This window comes from Xanthomonas sp. NCPPB 3174 (assembly GCF_056725205.1).
The window spans coordinates 2,166,726-2,185,322 of sequence record NZ_CM161517.1 but is presented as its reverse complement, the minus strand read 5'-3'; the positions used below and the strand labels follow the sequence as shown (position 1 = coordinate 2,185,322).

Annotated in this window: 12 protein-coding genes; 6 read left to right on the top strand and 6 right to left on the bottom strand. The window is 70.0% G+C overall.

The window, feature by feature from the left end:
* The first annotated feature begins 31 nt into the window (after nucleotides 1-31).
* From AC1PK7_RS09710 to AC1PK7_RS09685, 6 genes are all read left to right on the top strand, one after another.
* The gene (locus tag AC1PK7_RS09710) at nucleotides 32-2,176 is read left to right on the top strand and encodes an FUSC family protein (protein ID WP_481100650.1); all 2,145 of its coding nucleotides are present in this window, start codon (nucleotides 32-34) and stop codon (nucleotides 2,174-2,176) included.
* Between the two features lie 124 nt (nucleotides 2,177-2,300).
* Nucleotides 2,301-3,572: a kynureninase gene (gene kynU / locus AC1PK7_RS09705; RefSeq protein WP_481100649.1), complete on the top strand. Its 1,272-nt coding sequence runs from the start codon at nucleotides 2,301-2,303 to the stop codon at nucleotides 3,570-3,572.
* A 46-nt stretch (nucleotides 3,573-3,618) separates the two neighbouring features.
* The gene (locus AC1PK7_RS09700) at nucleotides 3,619-4,983 is read left to right on the top strand and encodes an FAD-dependent oxidoreductase (protein ID WP_481100648.1); all 1,365 of its coding nucleotides are present in this window, start codon (nucleotides 3,619-3,621) and stop codon (nucleotides 4,981-4,983) included.
* A gap of 149 nt (nucleotides 4,984-5,132) precedes the next feature.
* Nucleotides 5,133-6,572, top strand: coding sequence for an exodeoxyribonuclease I (gene sbcB, locus AC1PK7_RS09695; protein WP_481100647.1), 1,440 nt, complete (start codon nucleotides 5,133-5,135; stop codon nucleotides 6,570-6,572).
* Nucleotides 6,569-7,255, top strand: a complete 687-nt coding sequence (locus AC1PK7_RS09690; RefSeq protein ID WP_017914978.1) for a DUF2461 domain-containing protein — start codon at nucleotides 6,569-6,571, stop codon at nucleotides 7,253-7,255. Before sbcB ends, AC1PK7_RS09690 begins: the two co-directional genes overlap by 4 nt.
* A gap of 109 nt (nucleotides 7,256-7,364) precedes the next feature.
* Complete coding sequence (locus tag AC1PK7_RS09685; RefSeq protein ID WP_481100646.1) at nucleotides 7,365-7,901, top strand: DUF2939 domain-containing protein; 537 nt, start codon at nucleotides 7,365-7,367, stop codon at nucleotides 7,899-7,901.
* 357 nt (nucleotides 7,902-8,258) lie between these two features.
* Here AC1PK7_RS09685 and AC1PK7_RS09680 read toward each other — a convergent pair whose 3' ends face one another.
* The 6 genes from AC1PK7_RS09680 to AC1PK7_RS09655 form a co-directional block, all read right to left on the bottom strand.
* Nucleotides 8,259-9,089, bottom strand: coding sequence for a hypothetical protein (locus AC1PK7_RS09680; protein ID WP_481100645.1), 831 nt, complete (start codon nucleotides 9,087-9,089; stop codon nucleotides 8,259-8,261).
* Nucleotides 9,090-9,428: 339 nt separating this feature from the next.
* Nucleotides 9,429-10,241: a fused MFS/spermidine synthase gene (locus tag AC1PK7_RS09675; protein WP_481100644.1), complete on the bottom strand. Its 813-nt coding sequence runs from the start codon at nucleotides 10,239-10,241 to the stop codon at nucleotides 9,429-9,431.
* Nucleotides 10,238-11,203, bottom strand: coding sequence for a 5'-nucleotidase (locus AC1PK7_RS09670; protein ID WP_481100643.1), 966 nt, complete (start codon nucleotides 11,201-11,203; stop codon nucleotides 10,238-10,240). The genes AC1PK7_RS09675 and AC1PK7_RS09670 overlap by 4 nt, the downstream gene beginning before the upstream one ends.
* Nucleotides 11,204-11,337: 134 nt before the next feature.
* A complete protein-coding gene (locus tag AC1PK7_RS09665; RefSeq protein WP_029562019.1) occupies nucleotides 11,338-12,108 on the bottom strand; it encodes an NAD kinase in 771 nt (256 codons plus the stop codon).
* 227 nt (nucleotides 12,109-12,335) lie between these two features.
* Nucleotides 12,336-12,962: a hypothetical protein gene (locus tag AC1PK7_RS09660; protein ID WP_481100642.1), complete on the bottom strand. Its 627-nt coding sequence runs from the start codon at nucleotides 12,960-12,962 to the stop codon at nucleotides 12,336-12,338.
* A 276-nt stretch (nucleotides 12,963-13,238) separates the two neighbouring features.
* Nucleotides 13,239-18,356 carry an NAD-glutamate dehydrogenase gene (locus AC1PK7_RS09655; RefSeq protein ID WP_481100641.1) on the bottom strand — a complete coding sequence of 1,706 codons (5,118 nt, stop codon included), beginning with the start codon at nucleotides 18,354-18,356 and terminating at the stop codon, nucleotides 13,239-13,241.
* Between the last annotated feature and the right edge of the window lie 241 nt (nucleotides 18,357-18,597).

The following is an 18,597-nucleotide window of genomic DNA, read 5'->3' as shown; positions in this document are numbered from 1 at the left end:
TCGCCTGGCGCCCGCGCCATTCGGGACCGCAATGCTGCGCAGCCTGATCGCGCTCAAGCCGCGCGACGTGCCGGTGCGCGTGGCCCTGCGCAACACCGCCGCGGTGGTCGCGCCGCTGGCGCTGGGCGTGGCCGCCGGCCATGCCGAGCTGGGCCTGGCGGTGTCCACCGGCGCGCTCAACACCATGTTCTCCGACCAGCCCGGCCCGTACCGGGCGCGGATGCAGCGCATGCTGATGGCCGCGCTGGCGGCCGGGGTCGCCGCGCTGCTCGGCATGCTGATCGGCGCGCATACCGTGGCGCTGGCACTGAGCGCGCTGCTGCTCGGCCTCGGCGGCGGCCTGCTGGTGGCGTTGGGCCCGGTGGCGGCGCGGGTCGGGCTGACCAGCATGATCCTGCTGGTGGTCAGCGCCGACGTGCGCTTGCCGGCGCTGCAGAGCGTGGGCGTGGCCACGCTGATCTTCGCCGGCGGCGTGCTGCAGATGCTGATGGCGCTGGCGGCCTGGCCGCTGCAGCGCTACCGCCCGGAGCGCTTCGCCCTGGCCGACCTGATGCGGCAGCTGGCCGGCATTGCCCGCCAGCGGCCGAGCGCGACCGCGGCGCCGCCGGCCACCGAGGCGGTGCTGGAGGCGATGGTGATGCTGCACGGCGAACACCGCTCGCGTGGGCGTGCGGTGCAGGCGTTCCGGGTCATCGCCGAATTGTGCGAACGCGCGCGGCTGGAACTACTGACCCTGGCCGACCTGCACGGACGCCTGGAGCCGGCATCGCCGGCGCGGCTGCCGATCGAACGCGTGCTCGAGCGCAGCGCGGTGGTGCTGGACCAGCTCGCGCACGCACTGGACAGCGCCGAGGATCCAGACGCGGCCACTGCGTCGATGACCGGCTTCGACGATCTGGTGGACGCACTGGCGCAAGTGCAGGCGCAGGCCGAGGACACCCGCGAACGCCGCCTGCTGCGCATCGCGGTGGCACGCGCGCAGGGCCTGGGCGGCCAGCTGCGCGCGCTGGCACGCAATGGCCGCTGGGCCAGCAGCCGCGGCGAGATCCAGGCCGAACTGGCCGAAGCGCAGTTGCCGGCGGCACTGCGCCCGCTGGCGCCGCTGCAGACCTTGCGGGCGAACCTGAATCTGTCCTCGGTGGCGTTCCGCCATGCGCTGCGCTGCGGGGTGTGCCTGGCGCTGGCGGTGCTGTTCGCGCGCTGGCAGGCGATCCCGCACGGCTACTGGATCCCGATGACCACGGCGATCGTGCTCAAGCCGGATTTCGGGGGCACCCTCAGCTTCGGCGCGCTGCGCGTGGCCGGCACCTTCGCCGGGCTGCTGCTGGCGACCGTGCTGGCCCACTTCGTGATGGACGGGGCGGTGGTGCGGCTGCTGTTGCTGACCGTGTTCTGCCTGGGGTTCCGACTGCTGACCCAGGTCAACTACGGGCTCGGCGTGGCGTCGCTGACCGGCATGCTGGTGCTGTTGCTGTCGTTCGAGGGCATGGCCCCGGGCGAGGCGATCGGCGAGCGCATCCAGGCCACCGTGCTCGGCAGCGCGCTGGCGCTCACGGCCTATGCGCTGTGGCCGACCTGGGAACGCAAGCACATCCGCGCGATCCTGGCGCAGTTGCTGCTCGCCTACCGCGACCATCTCGACGCGGTGCTGGAAGGCCGCCTGCAGGCGCTGCCGGAGACCCGCGCGGCCTCGCGCACCGCGCGCACCAACGCGCAGGCCTCGATCGAACGCCTGCGCGGCGAGCCGAGGCGCAAGCGCAACCTGCGCGAACTGACCCTGGCCGAGTCGGTGCTGGCCAACGGCAACCGGCTGATCCGCGCCTCGCTGGCGCTGGAGGCGGTGCTGCGCGATGCGCCGCCACCGCCGCTGCTGCCGGAACTGCAGCACTTCCGGCAGCAGGCGCATGCCGCGCTGACCGAACTGGCCGAGGGCCTGCGCAGCGGCACGCCGCCGCCGCAGGCCAGCCTGCGCGCGGACGAGCGGCGCCTGGCCGAGGCGCTGGCCGCGCAGCCGCAGGACGGCAGCGACGGCGGCGCCCTGTCCGCGCTGGGCGACACCAGCGACCGCGTCGCCGACAGCATCGGCACCCTCACCCATCTGGTCCGCAGTGCGCTGCTGCCGGCGACTGCGGCCACCAAGGAACATCCACCGGCGACCGCGCACCGCAGCGGGTGAACACCGCCGCGGCCTGCGCGCTCTGCAAGGCCCGCGCCGCAGCGCCCGCCCACGCCGCCCGGCAGTCACCTCACATCGTCCCGCACGCTCTAGACTCTCGCCCTGCTTCCCGGAACCAATGCCGATGAACGAGATCCTGTCCCGCCAGCACGCCATCGCTCTCGACGCCGCCGATCCGCTGCGCGCCCTGCGCCAGGAGTTCCTGTTCCCGCAGCACCAGGGTGCCGACCAGTCCTATTTCGTCGGCAACTCGCTGGGCCTGCAGCCGCGCGGCGCGCGCGCCGCGGTGCAGGAGGTGCTGGACAAGTGGTCGTCGCTGGCGGTGGAAGGCCATTTCAACGGCGATACCCAGTGGATGACCTACCACGAACTGCTGGCCGCGCCGCTGGCGCGGCTGGTCGGTGCGCATCCGCACGAAGTGGTGGCGATGAACACGCTGACGGTGAACCTGCACCTGCTCATGGTGAGCTTCTACCGGCCCACCCGCGAGCGCCCGGCGATCCTGATCGAGGCCGGCGCGTTTCCCTCCGACCAGCACGCGGTGGCCTCGCAGATCCGCTTCCACGGCTTCGACCCGGCCACCGACCTGATCGAAGTACCGCCCGACGGTGCCGACGGCACCGTGTCGCTGGCGGCGATCGAGCGCGCCATCGCCGAGCACGGCCCGCGCCTGGCGCTGGTGCTGTGGCCGGGGGTGCAGTACCGCACCGGCCAGGCCTTCGACCTGGCCGCGGTAGCGCGGCTGGCGCGCGCGGCCGGCGCCGCGGTCGGCTTCGACCTGGCCCACGCGATCGGCAACGTGCCGCTGCACCTGCACGATGCCGCGCCGGATTTCGCGGTGTGGTGCCACTACAAGTACCTCAACGCCGGCCCCGGCGCGGTCGCCGGCGCCTTCGTGCACGAGCGCCATGGCCACGGCGACACCCCGCGCTTCGCCGGCTGGTGGGGCCACGACAAGCGCACCCGCTTCCGCATGGCGCCCGAGTTCGTCGCCGCGCCCGGCGCCGACGGCTGGCAGCTAAGCAATCCGCCGATCCTGAGCATGGCGCCGCTGCGCGCCTCGCTGGACCTGTTCGAGCGCGCCGGGGCGGACGCGCTGCGGCAGAAGTCGCAGCAGCTCACCGGCTACCTGGAGACGCTGATCCGCGCCCGCCTGGCCGATACCCTGCAGATCATCACCCCGTCCGACCCGGCACAACGCGGCTGCCAGCTGTCGCTGCGCGTGGCCGGCGGCCGCGAGCGCGGCCGCGCCCTGTTCGAGTACCTGCAATCGGTCGGCGTGCTCGGCGACTGGCGCGAGCCGGACGTGATCCGGATCAGCCCGGTGCCGCTGTACAACCGCTATCGCGACGTCTACCGCTTCGTCGAGGAAGTGGAAACCTGGGCCGGCGTCTGAGCCGCCTTCTTCGCGCGGGCAGCCGCCGCGCTTTCCGGACACCGCATTGAACGCATCCCCCCGCAGCATCACCCTGATCGGCGCCGGCCTGGCCGGCTCCCTGCTCGCCATCCTGCTCTCGCGCCAGGGCTGGCAGGTCACCGTCTACGAGCGCCGCGGCGACCCGCGCGTGCACGACTACGAGCGCGGCCGCTCGATCAACCTGGCCCTGGCCGAACGTGGCCTGCACGTGCTGCGCCAGGCCGGCGCCGATGCCGCAGTGATGGCCAAGGCGGTGATGATGCGCGGGCGCATGGTGCATTTCGCCGACGGCCAGCAGCAGTTGCAGCGCTATGGCCGCGACGACAGCGAGGTGATCTGGTCGGTACACCGCAACGATCTCAACATCACCCTGCTGCAACTGGCCGAGCAGGCCGGCGCGCGCATCCATTTCTACCGGCGCCTGCACACGGTGGATTTCGACGCCGGCTATGCGCGTTTCATCGACGACCGTGACGACCAGCCGCACGACATCCGCTTCGACAGCATGATCGGCGCCGACGGCGCAGGCTCGGCGCTGCGCGCGGCGATGCAGCGCAAGGCGCCGATGGCCGAGCACATCGAGTTCCTTGACCACTCGTACAAGGAACTGGAGATCCCGCCTGGCGCCGACGGCGGCTTCCGCATCGAGCCCAACGCCCTGCACATCTGGCCGCGCGGGCACTACATGTGCATCGCCCTGCCCAATCACGAAGGCACCTTCACCGTCACCCTGTTCCTGCCCAACAAGGGCGAGCCCAGCTTCGCCACGGTGCGCAACGGCGAGGAGGCGCTGGCGCTGTTCGCGCGCGATTTCGCCGATGCGCTGCCGTTGATGCCGCAACTGGCCGAGCACTGGGAGCAGCACCCGCCGGGCCTGCTCGGCACGCTGCGCCTGGAGCGCTGGCACCTGGGCGGCCGCGCGGTGCTGCTGGGCGACGCCGCGCACGCGATGGTGCCGTTCCACGGGCAAGGCATGAACTGCGCGTTCGAGGATTGCGCCGCGCTGGCCGCGCACCTGCAGCGCGAGCCGGACCTGGCCCGCGCCTATGCCGCCTTCGAGGCCGAGCGCAAGCCCAATGCCGGCGCGATCCAGCAGATGGCGCTGGAGAACTACGTGGAAATGCGCGACCGCGTCGGCGACGCCGGCTTCCTGCTGCAGCGCGAACTCGGCCAGGCGCTGCAGGCGCGGCATCCCACCCGCTTCGTGCCGCACTACACCATGGTCACCTTCCTGCGCACGCCGTACGCGCAGGCGCTGGAACGCAGCGAGGTGCAGCGCGACATCCTGGTCCAGGCCACGCAGGGCCACAGCGATCTGTCGCGGATCGACTGGCACTGGCTGGAGCGCATCGTGCACGCGCGGCTGGAACCGCTGGAGGGGGCGCATTGAGCCGGCGTAGCCTATCCGGACCCCCGGTCTTCCGTAGGAGCGGCTTCAGCCGCGACGGGCGTGACCGGGATTGTCTGTCGCGGCTGAAGCCGCTCCTACAAGCCTTCCCACGCTCCTAGCCTCGCCTGCCTCGCACCATTCGATTCGTCATGCCCGACAGCTTCCTCTTCTACGACCTGGAAACCTTCGGCGCCGATCCGCGGCGCACGCGCATCGCGCAGTTCGCCGCGGTGCGCACCGACGCCGAGCTGAACGTGATCGAAGAGCCGATCAGTTTCTTCGTCAAGCCGGCCGACGACCTGCTGCCCTCGCCGGTCGCCACCCTCATCACCGGCATCGCCCCGCAGCAGGCCTTGCGCGAAGGCGTCAGCGAAGCGGAGGCATTCGCGCGCATCGCCGAGCAGATGGCGCGGCCGCAGACCTGCACGCTGGGCTACAACTCGCTGCGCTTCGACGACGAGTTCGTGCGCCACGGCCTGTTCCGCAACTTCTACGATCCCTACGAACGCGAGTGGCGCAACGGCAACTCGCGCTGGGACCTGCTGGACATGCTGCGGCTGATGCACGCGCTGCGCCCGGAGGGCATCGTCTGGCCGCAGCGCGAGGATGGCGCCACCTCGTTCAAGCTGGAGCAACTGGCGCTGGCCAACGGCGTGCGCGACGGCGATGCGCACGAGGCGCTGTCCGACGTGTACGCCACCATCGGCATGGCCCGGCACTTCCGCCGCAGCCAGCCGCGGCTGTGGGAGTACGCGCTGAAGCTGCGCGACAAGCGCTTCTGCGGCAGCCTGCTCGACGCGGTGGCGATGCAGCCGGTGCTGCACGTGTCGATGCGCTACCCGGCCGCGCGCCTGTGCGCGGCGCCGGTGCTGCCGTTGGCGCGGCACCCACGCATCGACAGCCGCGTGCTGGTGTTCGACCTGGAAGGCGACATCGAGCCGCTGCTGCGCTATACGCCGGAACAGATCGCCGACCGCCTGTACACCCCGCAGGCCGACCTGCCCGAGGGCGAGCAGCGCATCCCGCTCAAGGAAGTGCATCTGAACAAGGCGCCGGCGCTGGTCGCCTGGGCGCACCTGCGCGAAGCGGATTTCGCCCGGCTGCGGCTGGACCCCTCGCAACTCCTGGCCAAGGCAGAGCGCCTGCGCGAGGCCGGCCCGGCGCTGGCGGAGAAGGTGCGGCGGGTGTTCGCCAGCGAGCGCGCCGCGGTACCGGCGGATGTCGACGCGTCGCTGTACGACGGCTTTCTGGCCGATGGCGACAAGCGCACGATGGCCCAGGTCCGCGCCACCCCACCGGCGCAACTGGCCGCGCTCGAAGGCCAGTTCCGCGATCCGCGCCTGCCCGAGCTGCTGTTCCGCTACCGCGCGCGCAACTGGCCGCAGAGCCTGTCCATCGCCGAGCAGGCGCGCTGGGACGATTACCGTCGGCAGCGCCTGCAGCAGGACAGCGGCCTGTCCGAACTGAACTTCGACGCGTTCTACGCGGAACTGGCCGGTTTACGCCTGGCTCACCCGCAGGATGCTACCAAGCAAGCCCTGCTCGACCAGTTGGCCGCCTGGGGCCACGACCTGCAACGCAGCCTATGACCAGCTATTTCAGCGACGCCAGCTTCAAGTTCCTGCGTGCCCTGGCGCGGCACAACGACAAGGCCTGGTTCAACGACAACCGGCACAAGTACGAAGAGCACGTGCGCCAGCCGTTCCTGCGCCTGATCACCGACCTGCAGCCGGACCTGGCCCAGGTCAGCGAGCATTTCCGCGCCGATCCGCGCGGCGTCGGCGGCTCACTGTTCCGGATCCACCGCGACGCGCGCTTCTCCCACGACAAGTCGCCGTACAAGACCTGGCAGGGTGCGCGCCTGTTCCACGAGCGGCGCAAGCAGGTGCCGGCGCCGTCGTTCTACATCCACCTGCAGCCGGGCGAGAGCTTCGTCGGCGCCGGGCTGTGGCATCCGGAGCCGGACACCCAGCGCAAGGTACGCCAGTTCATCTTCGACAATCCCGGCAGCTGGAAGGCCGCTGCGCATGCGCCGGCGCTGCGCCGCCGCTTCGACTTCGAGGAAAGCGAGATGCTGGTGCGGCCGCCGCGCGGTTTCCCGGCCGATTTCGAATGCATCGACGACCTCAAGCACAAGAATTGGGTGTTCTGGCGTCAGCTCGACGACGCCACCATGACCGGCCCACGGCTGCGCACGCAGATCGCCGCCGACCTGCAGACGCTGGGCCCGTTCGTGGACTATCTGTGCGCGGCGCTGGACCTGGAGTTCTGAGACGCAGCGCTCCACGTAGGAGCGGCTTCAGCCGCGACAGGCATCACCGGTAATGTGTCGCGGCTGAAGCCGCTCCTACAGAATGCCCACACGCGCAACGGGACACACGATGAAGAAATGGCTGGCATTGCTGTTCCTCGCCCTGCTCGCCCTCGGCGGCTACGTCGTGGCCGGGCCGTACCTGGCCATCCGCGGCATCGACCAGGCGCTGCGCGAGCGCGATGCTGCGGCGCTGGAGCGCTATGTCGACTTCCCCACGCTGCGGGTGAACCTGAAGGCCCAGGTGGACGACGCGCTGGTGCGCCGCGCCGGACCCGACCTGCAGTCCAGCCTGTTCGGCGGCGCACTGCTGTCGCTGGCAGGCGGCCTCGGTGGGATGAGCGTGGATGCGCTGGTCACCCCGGCCGGCATCGGCGCGCTGATGCAGGGCGACGCGCTGTGGAAACGCGCCAGCGGCGACACCGTCGGCGGCGATACCTACGCCGCGCCGCGCCCGCCACAACCGCTACGCCAGGCCGAACACCGCTTCGAATCGACCACGCGCTTCGTCGCCACCGTGTACACCGCCGATGGCACCGCGGTGCCGTTCGTGTTCACCCGCGACGGCCTGCAATGGAAGCTCAGCAATATCCTGTTGCCGCTGTAGGCGCGTGCGGCTGGGCTGGATGCCCTTTCAGAACATCTCCAGCACCCCGTTTTGCTGGCATCGTCCTGTCTCGTAGGAGCGGCTTCAGCCGCGACGAGGCAGCCCATGCGTGGCTGTCGCGGCTGAAGCCGCTCCTACGGGTGCGCCCTGTCTTGATCGGAGGCGACATTCAGTCGCGACGACCAAAGCGCGGACGTCTCATCAAACAGTATGCAGTCGGGACTGAAGTCCCTCCCACAGGAGGCACATCGGGCCGCCCCCTGCCCTTCGTTGCCTGCAGGGCTGATCAACTGTTCGACCAGGCGCACATCGGCAGTCCTCTAGCGTTGCCTGCCTGGCCTCGACACGGGAGCGTCGCTACAACTGCAGGCAGATCAGCTCGGATACTTCCGGATCGCCAGCGCTACGCCACAGGTTTCGGGTAGCGAACGCGCACCCGACGTCCGGGCACATCAGCGCGATCTCGAACGCCGGCGGCGCCTGCACCCAGCGGTGTGGTGCGCATTCTTCGGTGCGGAAGGACGCAACACCCGTCTGGACATGCCGCGCTTGCTCGCCCGTCGTCGCCGTGGTGGCGGCCACCGACAGCATGCGGCCATCGCGAGTGACCGCGATGTTCCAGAAGTCGGTGCCGAGGTCGATCTCCGTCACCGACGTGTACGGCGGGTCCATGAAGCCGGCGCTCGCGGTCGGTGCCGCCCAGGACACGCGGTTGCCGTCGACGATGCGGCCGGGTCCGAGCGAGAGCCACAGGCGGCCGTGTCCGTCCATCGCCGAGTGGCAGATCGGCGGTATCCGCGCGATGCGCTTGGGCGGCTGCGGCAGACCCGGCTCAGCCAACCACACGCTGCCCTCGGCCGCTACCGCCAGGATCTTTCCATCGGGCGTCGCGTGCAGTTGCAATTCCTCTGCCAGCGCCCTGCGCCGCACGCTGCCATCCGCCAGACTGATGGCGCTGAGCTGTGTGGAGCGGGCATTGACCGCATGCACATGGCCACCGAGCGGCAGCAGGCGATCGATGTAGCGCGGAATGCGCGACGTCCACTTTTCCGCGACGCGCAGCGTGCCGGACTCGAGCCGGAACAGTTTGGTATCGGTGGCCACCAGCACGCCGCCCTCGCCGTCGCTGGCGAAGGCGCGCGCCTGGTTGCCGAGGGCGACCGACGCCACTTCGGCGCCTGTCGCCATGGACAACGCGCGCACCCCGCAGCGCGCCGAAGCTCACGCCCCATCCATCCGCGACCAGCACCTGCCCGGTCCGCTCATCCAGCCAGAGTCGATGGGCGGCCACGCCGGGCACGGTGGTCCGCCACAGGATCGTGGCTGCGCTCGCGTGCGCAGGCGGGGACGCAGCTGACTCGTGTTGCGGACGCATCGATGCGCGGACTCTTCCATCAAACGAGCGGGAATTCTTGCAAATCGCACCTGAGCGCAACGTGTTTGCCAGCAATGGCGTGCAACGTCAGGCACGCGTCGTGTGCGAACGATGCACGCGCAACCCGATGACCCGATACCGCCAAACCCTGCCTAGCGCGGCGCGCCCGACCCCGACCTGCCAGCCATCGCCTGCTGCACGCGCCGGAACGGCGTGCGCAGTTGCCAGCGTGCCGACCACGGCAGACGTGCCAGGGCCGCGTGCGCGTCCAGCGCCGGCAGCGCACCTGTCCAGGCGAACACCACATGGTTGTCCATCTGCGGCTCGTCCAGGCGCAGCACGCGGCCGCCGAACAGCGCACGTAGATGCGTCAGATGGCGGCGGGTGTCGGTGTCGTACAGGTTCACCGCCAGTACCCCGCCCGGTGCCAGCGCCGCGTGGCAGTCCTCGTAGAAGCCGCGGCTGAGCAGCGCGGCCGGGATGCCGTCGGCGTCGTAGGCGTCGAGCAGCAGCAGGTCGTAGCGATCGCGCCGTTGCCGCAGCAACCGCGCGCCGTCGCCGTGCACGGCCTCGAAGCGCGCGTCGTCGTCCGGAATGCGGAACGCCGCGCGTAGGGCGAGCACGTCGGCATCGGCCTCGATCGCCTCGATCCGCGCCTGCGGCAGGTGCCGATAGCAGAACTTGGCCTGCGAACCGCCGCCGAGGCCGACGATGCCGATCCGCCGCGGATCCGGGCGCAGCAGCAGCGCGCCAAGCATGCTGCGGGTGTAGCCGACCTGCAGCACGTCCGGCCACCAGGTGTACATGCGGCTCTGGGTCACTTCGCCCTTGAACTGCAGGCTGGTGTAGCGCCAGCCATGGCGCACGTAGGGTCGTCCGGGACGCAGGTCGGTGGGCGCGTCCGCTCCCTGCCGCAGCAGGCGGCGCAGCGCGGCCCAGCGGCCGCCGCCGGGCGCCGCACTCACGGCTTGGCGATGTCGTTGGCGACCCCGTGCGGCACATGCCCGGCGGCGACGCGCTCGCGGGCGGCGCTGTCGATGTTGTGCTGCGAATCGTCGAAGAAGATGTCCGCGCCGAACGCCTGCAGGAACGGGCCCTTGTGGCGGCCGCCGAGGAACAGCGCCTCGTCCAGGCGCACGCCCCATTCGCGCAGGGTACGGATCACCCGCTCGTGCGCCGGCGCCGAGCGCGCGGTAACCAGCGCGGTGCGGATCGGCGACGCGTCGCCGGCCGGGAACGCGGACTGCAGCGCATGCAGCGCCGACAGGAAATTGCGGAACGGCCCGCCGGTCAGCGGCTCGCGCGCGTTCTCGCGTTCGTAGCGGCCGAACGCCTCCACGCCCTGCTCGCGCGAGAAGCGCTCGCCCTCGTCGCCGAAGATCACCGCATCGCCGTCGAAGGCGATGCGCAACTGGGTGGACAGACGATCGGCATCGATCGCACCGGCCGCCGCGGCCGCTTCCTGCGCATGCTCGCCCGGCGGCTTGGGCAGGATGGTCGCCGCAGCGATGCCGTGGCTGAGCGCGCGCCGCACCGACTCCGGATTGGCCGATAGGAACAGGTCGGTGCCGAACGGCTTGACGTAGGGCCAGGTCGCCTCGCCGGAGGTGAAGGTGGCACGCACGATGCCCAGGCCGTAGTGCTGGATCGAATTGAAGATGCGCAGCCCGGTGTCGGCGGAATTGCGCGAGAGCAGGATCACCTCCACCGGCGGCGTCTCCGGCGGCGTGCCCTGGTTCAGCGCCAACAGCTTGCGCACCACAGGAAACGCCACCCCGGGCGCCAGCACATCGTCCTCGCGCTCGCGCTGATACGCGCTGTACGCCTCCACCCCCTCCCGCTCGAACAGGGCATGGCCCTCTTCCAGATCGAACAGGGCGCGCGAGGTGACCGCGACGGTGAGCAGACGGGGGGAGTTGTCGGACATGAGAGCAGGGATTCGGCAGTGGGGATTGGGGATTGGCAAAAGCGGGCAAAGGGATCTGAACGTGATTCGAGAATGGGCGGCAAAAGCGGATGCGCTGTTGCGAATCCCCAATCCCGACTCCCGAATCCCCGCCCCTAAACCATAAATTGCTCGCTCAAGATCCGCTCCTCCAGATTGTGCTCCGGATCGAACAGCAGGGTGACCAGGCGGTCGCGGGATTCGCGGATAGTGACTTCGACCACGTCGCGGGTCTCGTGCGAGTCGGCGGTGACGCTGACCGGGCGCTTGTACGGGTCCAGCACGCGGAAGCGCACTTCGATGTCGGCCTTGAGGATCGCGCCGCGCCAGCGCCGCGGCCGGTACGGGGCGATCGGGGTCAGCGCCAGCGTGTGCGAGCCCAGCGGCAGGATCGGTCCGTGCGCGGAAGAGTTGTAGGCGGTGCTGCCGGCCGGGGTGGACACCAGCACACCGTCGCAGATCAGTTCGTCGACGCGGGTCTGGCCGTTGAGGTCGATGCTCACGTGCGCGGCCTGGCGGGTCTGCCGCAGCAGCGAGACTTCGTTGTAGGCCAGCGAGCCGGTGGTGGCGCCGGATTCGGTCTGCGCCAGCATTTCCAGCGGCCGCAGCTTGGCCGGTTCGGCCAGCGCCAGGCGCGCGACCAGGTCGTCGTCGCGGAACTGGTTCATCAGGAAACCGACCGTGCCCAGCTTCATGCCGAACACTGGCTTGCCCAGGCTACCGTGGCGATGCAGGGTCTGCAGCATGAAGCCATCGCCGCCCAGCGCGCACAGCACGTCGGCGTCGGCCGGCTCGCAGTCGCCGTAGCGTGTCACCAACTGTTCGCGCGCGTGCTGCGCTTCCGGCGCGACGCTGGCGAGGAAACAGATGCGGGGCGAGGACGGCAGGACGGAAGCATTCATGGCCCCGATCATACCCGCGGCGCCATGACTGGCGCGCGCCGGCGCACCGGCGACACCTATTTGCGGTCGCAGCGATGGCGCTGTCTGCGCTCGCCGCGGATGGCGCGTGCGCCTGCGCTGCGCTTGCGATCGCCCCCCCTGCGCCAGAACGCTTGCGCAGTCCCGACGATTGCCGTCCGGGCCTGCGGCTGAGCCTTGTCGCGCGGTCTGGCCTATCTGCCGGACAGGTAATCGTCGCGCGCGGTGTGCGCGGCCTGCTCCTGCATCGCCTGGCGCACCGGCGCCGGCACCAGCGGGGTCAGATGCGCCCGCACCTGCTGCGCCAGTTCCACCGACCTGATCTCGCCCATGCCCTCCTGCTTGCGCGCATCGGCCAGGCACAGCCAGTACCAGGCGCGTGCCTCGTCCCTGCACGCCTCCGGGCCGCAGGCCTGGATCCAGGCAAGTTCGGGCTCCCAGCCAGCGCCCGTGCACCAGCCGGGACGGCTCCATTCGGCCAGCAGCGCGGCATGGTCGGGCGTGGTGCCCACGCCCATAAAACGACGGCGGCCGTACTCGCGCAAGGCCACGCTGCAACCACAGATGTCCAGCCAGGTGCGGGCATGGACCGCACGCTTCAGTGCGGCCAGCGCTGCGGCCTGCTCGCCCTTGGCGTCCAGTTGCAGAAACAGCGCATACGCGGCATCGCCAACGGATGCCCTGGACAGGGCGCGCAAGCGCCTCAGGTCGCCCTGTCGCGCCTGCTGCAGCGCCTGTTGCAGCCGCACCTCCAGCGGGGGCTGCCGTGCCTGGATGACGATCCACAACAGGATCAGCGCGGGGATGGCCAGGAACCACATGATGCGTCTCGAAAGAAGGCGCTGCAGGCGAATGCGCCGCACGGCACGGATGGGATCGGCTCGATTTCCAGAATCGCCCTGCTGTGCGCAACGCGGTCGACAACAGCAGCGGGGTGTTCCGATCTGGCCATCGACGCGAGCAACAGTGCGATGCGGCGCGCCCGCCAGGGACGCGTCGCCGCAAGCGCAGGCGACCCGCCAGGCGGTACCACGCGATGACGCGGTACCGCCGTGGGCCAGGTCCGCGAGCGCGGACCTGGCCATCGACACGCGACCTCAGACGCCGTGCGCCGCCAACTGGCCCAACCGCTGCACCGCCACCGACACCGTCGGGTAGTCCAGGGTCTTCTGCGCGGCCAGCTCCTGCAGCATGCTCAGGGTGAAACGCAGGCTGCTGTCGTCGCGCTGCAGCCAGTGCTGCACCTTGGCCTCGGCGGTGCCGCCCGGCAGGCTCAGCGCCTGGCCGGCCAGCGCGCTGTGGTGCTTGGCCAGTTCGTCGCGCAGCACGCCGCGGGCCACCGCATGCCAGCGGCCGTTGACCTCCAGCGCGTCGATCTGCTCGAACAGCCACGGCAACTGCAGCGCCTCGCCCAGGCGGAAGTGCACCTTGGACACTTCCACCGGCTTGAGCTTGCGGGTGCGCGCCATTTCGATGATGTCGAACGCCGGCTCCAGGAAGCGCAGTTCCGACAGCTGCTGCGCCAGCGCCGGCGGCAGGCCCTTGTCCTGCCACTCCTGCACCAGGGCCTCGTAGCGCGGACGCTGCGAATCGGGCAGCACGCCGGAGGCGACGCGGATGTCGTTGAACGGCTCGTAGTAGCGCTCCACCGCCGCGGTGATGCCCGGCATCGGGCCCGGACGGAACAGCAGCCAGCGCACGAAGGCGCGCTGCAGCGTCCAGATCACCTCCAGCGCGTCGATCTGCACCGACTCGGGCACCTTGCCGTCCAGCGCGTCGATCTGCGTCCACAGCGCGCGCGCATCCAGCGTCTCGCGGCTGATGGTGTAGGCCTTGGCGACCTCGGCGATGCTGCGGCCGGTGTCTTCCTGCATGCGCATCAGGAAGGTGGCGCCCATGCGGTTGATGGTGGTGTTGGTCACCGCAGTGGCGATGATCTCGCGCTTGAGGCGGTGCCGCTCCATCGCGTCGGCGTACTTCTTCTGCAGCGGCTGCGGGAAGTAGCGCTGCAGTTCCTTGGACAGGTACGGGTCCTCGGGGATGTCCGATTCCAGCAGTTGCTGGAACGCCACCAGCTTGGAGTAGGACAGCAGCACCGCCAGTTCCGGCCGGGTCAGGCCCTGGCCGCGCGCCTTGCGCGCGGAGATCTCCGCGTCCGAGGGCAGGTATTCGATCTGCCGGTCGAGCAGGCCCTGCGCTTCCAGGGTGCGGATGAAGTGCTGCTTGGAGCCCAGCCGCTTGACGCTCATCCGCTCCATCAGGCTCAGCGCCTGGTTCTGGCGGATGTTGTCCCACAGCACCAGCTCGGCAACCTCGTCGGTCATCGAGGCCAGCAGCTTGTTGCGCGCCTCCAGGGTCAGCTTCTTGGCCTGCACCACGTCGTTGAGCAGGATCTTGATGTTGACCTCGTGGTCGGAGGTGTCCACGCCGGCCGAGTTGTCGATGAAGTCGGTGTTGAGCAGCACGCCGACCTGCGCGGCCTCAATGCGGCCGAGCTGGGTCAGGCCGAGGTTGCCGCCCTCGCCCACGATCTTGCAGCGCAGTTCGCCGCCGTTGACGCGCAGGCCGTTGTTGGCGCGGTCGCCGACGTCGCCGTGGGTTTCGCTGGCGGCCTTGACGTAGGTGCCGATGCCGCCGTTCCAGAACAGGTCCACCGGCGCCTTGAGGATGGCGTTCATCAGGTCGTTCGGCGAGAGCTGCTTGACGCCCGGCTCCAGGCCCAGCGCCTCGCGCACCGGCGCGCTGATCTCGATCGACTTGAGCGTGCGCGGATAGATGCCGCCGCCGGCGCTGATCAGCTTGGCGTCGTAGTCGGCCCAGCTGGAGCGCGGCAGCTTGAACAGGCGCTCGCGCTCGGCGAAGGACGCTGCCGCGTCCGGGTTCGGGTCGAGGAAGATGTGGCGGTGATCGAACGCGGCCAGCAGGCGGATGTGGCGCGACAGCAGCATGCCGTTGCCGAACACGTCGCCGGACATGTCGCCGATGCCCACGCAGGTGAAGTCCTCGTTCTGGCAGTCGCGGCCCAGCGCGCGGAAATGGCGCTTGACCGACTCCCAGGCGCCACGCGCGGTGATGCCCATGCCCTTGTGGTCGTAGCCGACCGAGCCGCCGGAGGCGAACGCATCGCCCAGCCAGAAGCCGTGGTCCAGCGCCAGGCCGTTGGCGATGTCGGAGAAGGTGGCCGTGCCCTTGTCGGCGGCGACCACCAGGTACGGGTCGTCCTGGTCGTGGCGCACCACCTGCGGCGGCGGCACGATCTTGCCGCCGACGATGTTGTCGGTGATGTCCAGCAGGCCCTGGATGAACAGCTTGTAGCAGGCGATGCCCTCGGCCAGCACCGCGTCGCGATCGCCGCCGACCGGCGGGCGTTTGCAGAAGAAGCCGCCCTTGGCGCCGACCGGCACGATCACCGTGTTCTTGACCATCTGCGCCTTGACCAGGCCCAGCACCTCGGTGCGGAAGTCCTCGCGCCGGTCGGACCAGCGCAGGCCGCCGCGCGCCACCGCGCCGAAGCGCAGGTGCACGCCTTCCACGCGTGGGCCGTACACGAAGATCTCGCGGTACGGACGCGGCTTGGGCAGGTCCGGCACCTTGGCCGAATCCAGCTTGAAGCTGATGCAGTGGCCCAACCCGCCGTCGGCGCTGCGCTGGTAGTGACTGGTGCGCAGGGTCGCCTCGATCACGCCCTTGAAGCTGCGCAGGATGCGGTCCTCGTCCAGGCTCGCCACCTGGTCGAACAGCTTCAGCAGCGCCGCCGAGACCGCCTCCAGCTGCGCCTCGCGATTGCCGCTGCGCGCATCGATCACCGGCTGCAGCGCCTTCAGCGCGGCCTCGTCGCCGTTGGCCAGCAGGCGCAACTGCGCCGCCAGCGCGGCCTGGCCCTCGGCGATCTGCGCCTTGCTCTCGCTGCCGGTGGCCGGGTCGAAGCGCGCCTCGAACAGCTCCACCAGCAGTCGCGCCAGCAGCGGATAGCGGTTGCAGGTTTCTTCCACGTAGGCCTGCGAGAACGGCACGCCGGTCTGCAGCAGGTACTTGCAGTAGCCGCGCAGCACCGCGATCTGGCGCCAGCTCAGGCTGGCGCCGACGATCAGGCGGTTGAAGCCGTCGTTCTCGGCGTCGCCGCGCCAGATCCGCACGAAGGCCTCGCACAGGGGCGCGTCGGCGGCTTCCACGTCGATGCTGCCGGCCAGCGGCTCGACCTCGAAGTCCTGGATCGACAGCGGCGTGCCGTCCACCACCAACCGGTACGGGCGCTCGGAGATCACCCGCAGGCCCAGGTTTTCCATCATCGGCAGCACGTCCGACAGCGGCAGGTCGTCGTGCTGGCGGTACAGCTTCAGGCGCAGGCTGTCGGCGCCGTCGCGGCGCAGCGCCTGCAGGCTCAGGTGCAGGTCTTCCGGACCGCGCAGCGCGGCCAGACGCTCGACGTCGCGCGCGGCGATCTGCGCGGTCGACTCCTCAATGTAGCCGGCCGGCAGCGCGCGGCCGTAGCCGGCGGCCAAGCGCAGGCCGTCGCGCTCGCCGCGGCTGGCCACCAGCGCCTCGCGCAGGTCGTCGTGCCAGTTGCGCAGCAGGTGGGCCAGGCGCGATTCCAGTTCGGTGGTGTCGAACTCCAGCGCCTCGCCGGGCTTGGGCCGCACGATCATGTGCAGCTGCGCCAGCGGCGACTCGCCCAGCACCACGTTGGAATCGATGTACTCGCCGTGCAGCGCGTCCTTCAGCAGCGCCTCGATGCGCAAGCGCACGTCGGTGTTGAAGCGCTCGCGCGGGATGTACACCAGCGCGGAAATGAAGCGACCGTACTTGTCGCGGCGCAGGAACAGGCGGCTGCGCACCCGCTCCTGCAGGCCGAGGATGCCCATCGCGGTGCGGTACAGCTCTTCCTCGTTGGACTGGAACAGCTCCTCGCGCGGCAGCGTCTCCAGGATGTGGCGCAGCGCCTTACCGCTGTGGCTGCTCGGGGTCAGCTCGGACTTGCGCATGACCGAGTCGAAGCGCTCGCGCACCAGCGGGATCTCCCACGGGCGGCGGTTGTAGGCGCTGGAGGTGAACAGGCCGAGGAAGCGCTGCTCGGCGACGATGCGGCCCTTGGCGTCGAACTCCAGCACGCCGATGTAGTCCATGTAGCCGCTGCGGTGCACCCGCGAACGCGCGTTGGTCTTGGTCAGGATCAGCGCTTCCTTGGTGCCGGACTCGCTGAGGCCGTGCGCGGCCAGCGTGCGCACCGGCCGCGCCGGCGACTTGTCCTGCCCGCGCAGCAGGCCCAGGCCGCTGTCTTCCAGCGGCGCCAGCACGTCTTCGCCGCCCTGCTTCTCCACGCGGTATTCGCGGTAGCCGAAGAAGGTGAAGTGGTCGGCCGCGGCCCAGCGCAGGAATTCCTGCGCCTCGCGCCGGCCCTTGTCGTCCACCGGCAGGCGGCGCGTGGTCAGGTCGTCGGCCAGTGCCAGCATCTTCTCGCGCATGCTGCTCCAGTCGCGCACGATGTTGCGCACCTCGCCGAGAATGCGCCGGATCGCCGCTTCCACCTGGGCCATGTCCTCCGGCGGCTGGCGGTCGATCTCCAGCGCCATCAGCGATTCCGCCTTGCCCTCGCCCACGCTTTCCAGCGTGCCGCCCTTGTCGCGCTGCATGCGCAGCACCGGGTGGCCGAGCACATGCACGCCGATGCCCAGTTCCGCCAGCGCCATGCTCACCGAGTCGACCAGGAACGGCATGTCGTCGTTGACGATCTGCAGCACCGTGTGCGACGACTCCCAGCCGTCGTCCTTCAGGTTCGGATTGAACACCCGCACGTTGACCGTGCCCGGCTTGCGCTTGCGCGCGAATTCCAGCATCGACGCGGCCAGCGCCGCCCACTCCTGCGCGCTGTGGTGGGGGAACTCGTCCTCCTCCATGCGCTTGTAGAACTCTTCAGCGAACGTCTGCGCTTCCTCCTGGCGGCCGGCCGGATAGCGCTTGCGCAGCGCCGCGAACACCGGGGTCAGGCTGAAACCGCTGGCGGCCGGCGCCGCGTCGATCACCTTGGCCGTGGCCGGAACGGTCGCGGCCAGCTTGGGCGGCGTCGCGGCCTTGCGCGGGGCGGCGGGCTTGGCTGCAGGCTTGGCGGCGGCCTTGGTCTTGGCAGGCGCCTTGGCCGGCTTGGTGGCGGACGGGGTCGCGGAGGTGCGGGTGGCGGCCGAGGATTTGGAACGGGAAGCGGCGTGTTTGGGTTTCATGACGGAGAGCAGCAGCGATGCTCGATGGGAAAGCGCGAATTGTACCGGTGCCTCGTTCAACTACCTTGCTGCATCGCAAACCGAAGGCGTGGCGAAGACGACGCGCCAGATCACGCAAAGTGTCTACAACATCGTCGTCACGCGGCGGTCACCATGCTTTGCCGGCCGCGCTGTTGTCAGCAAGAACGCCCCGGTGTCAAGGCTGTTCTAATTCTAAACTGGACGGTATAGTCCACAATCG

Excerpts from the sequence above, each read along its gene's own strand:
- AC1PK7_RS09670 (WP_481100643.1), bottom strand. The coding sequence starts at position 11,203 with ATGTCCGACAACTCCCCCCGTCTGCTCACCGTCGCGGTCACCTCGCGC.
- AC1PK7_RS09710 (WP_481100650.1), top strand. The coding sequence starts at position 32 with ATGCTGCGCAGCCTGATCGCGCTCAAGCCGCGCGACGTGCCGGTGCGC.
- AC1PK7_RS09685 (WP_481100646.1), top strand. The coding sequence starts at position 7,365 with ATGAAGAAATGGCTGGCATTGCTGTTCCTCGCCCTGCTCGCCCTCGGC.
- AC1PK7_RS09660 (WP_481100642.1), bottom strand. The coding sequence starts at position 12,962 with ATGTGGTTCCTGGCCATCCCCGCGCTGATCCTGTTGTGGATCGTCATC.
- AC1PK7_RS09680 (WP_481100645.1), bottom strand. The coding sequence starts at position 9,089 with ATGGCGACAGGCGCCGAAGTGGCGTCGGTCGCCCTCGGCAACCAGGCG.
- AC1PK7_RS09690 (WP_017914978.1), top strand. The coding sequence starts at position 6,569 with ATGACCAGCTATTTCAGCGACGCCAGCTTCAAGTTCCTGCGTGCCCTG.
- sbcB (WP_481100647.1), top strand. The coding sequence starts at position 5,133 with ATGCCCGACAGCTTCCTCTTCTACGACCTGGAAACCTTCGGCGCCGAT.
- AC1PK7_RS09655 (WP_481100641.1), bottom strand. The coding sequence starts at position 18,356 with ATGAAACCCAAACACGCCGCTTCCCGTTCCAAATCCTCGGCCGCCACC.
- kynU (WP_481100649.1), top strand. The coding sequence starts at position 2,301 with ATGAACGAGATCCTGTCCCGCCAGCACGCCATCGCTCTCGACGCCGCC.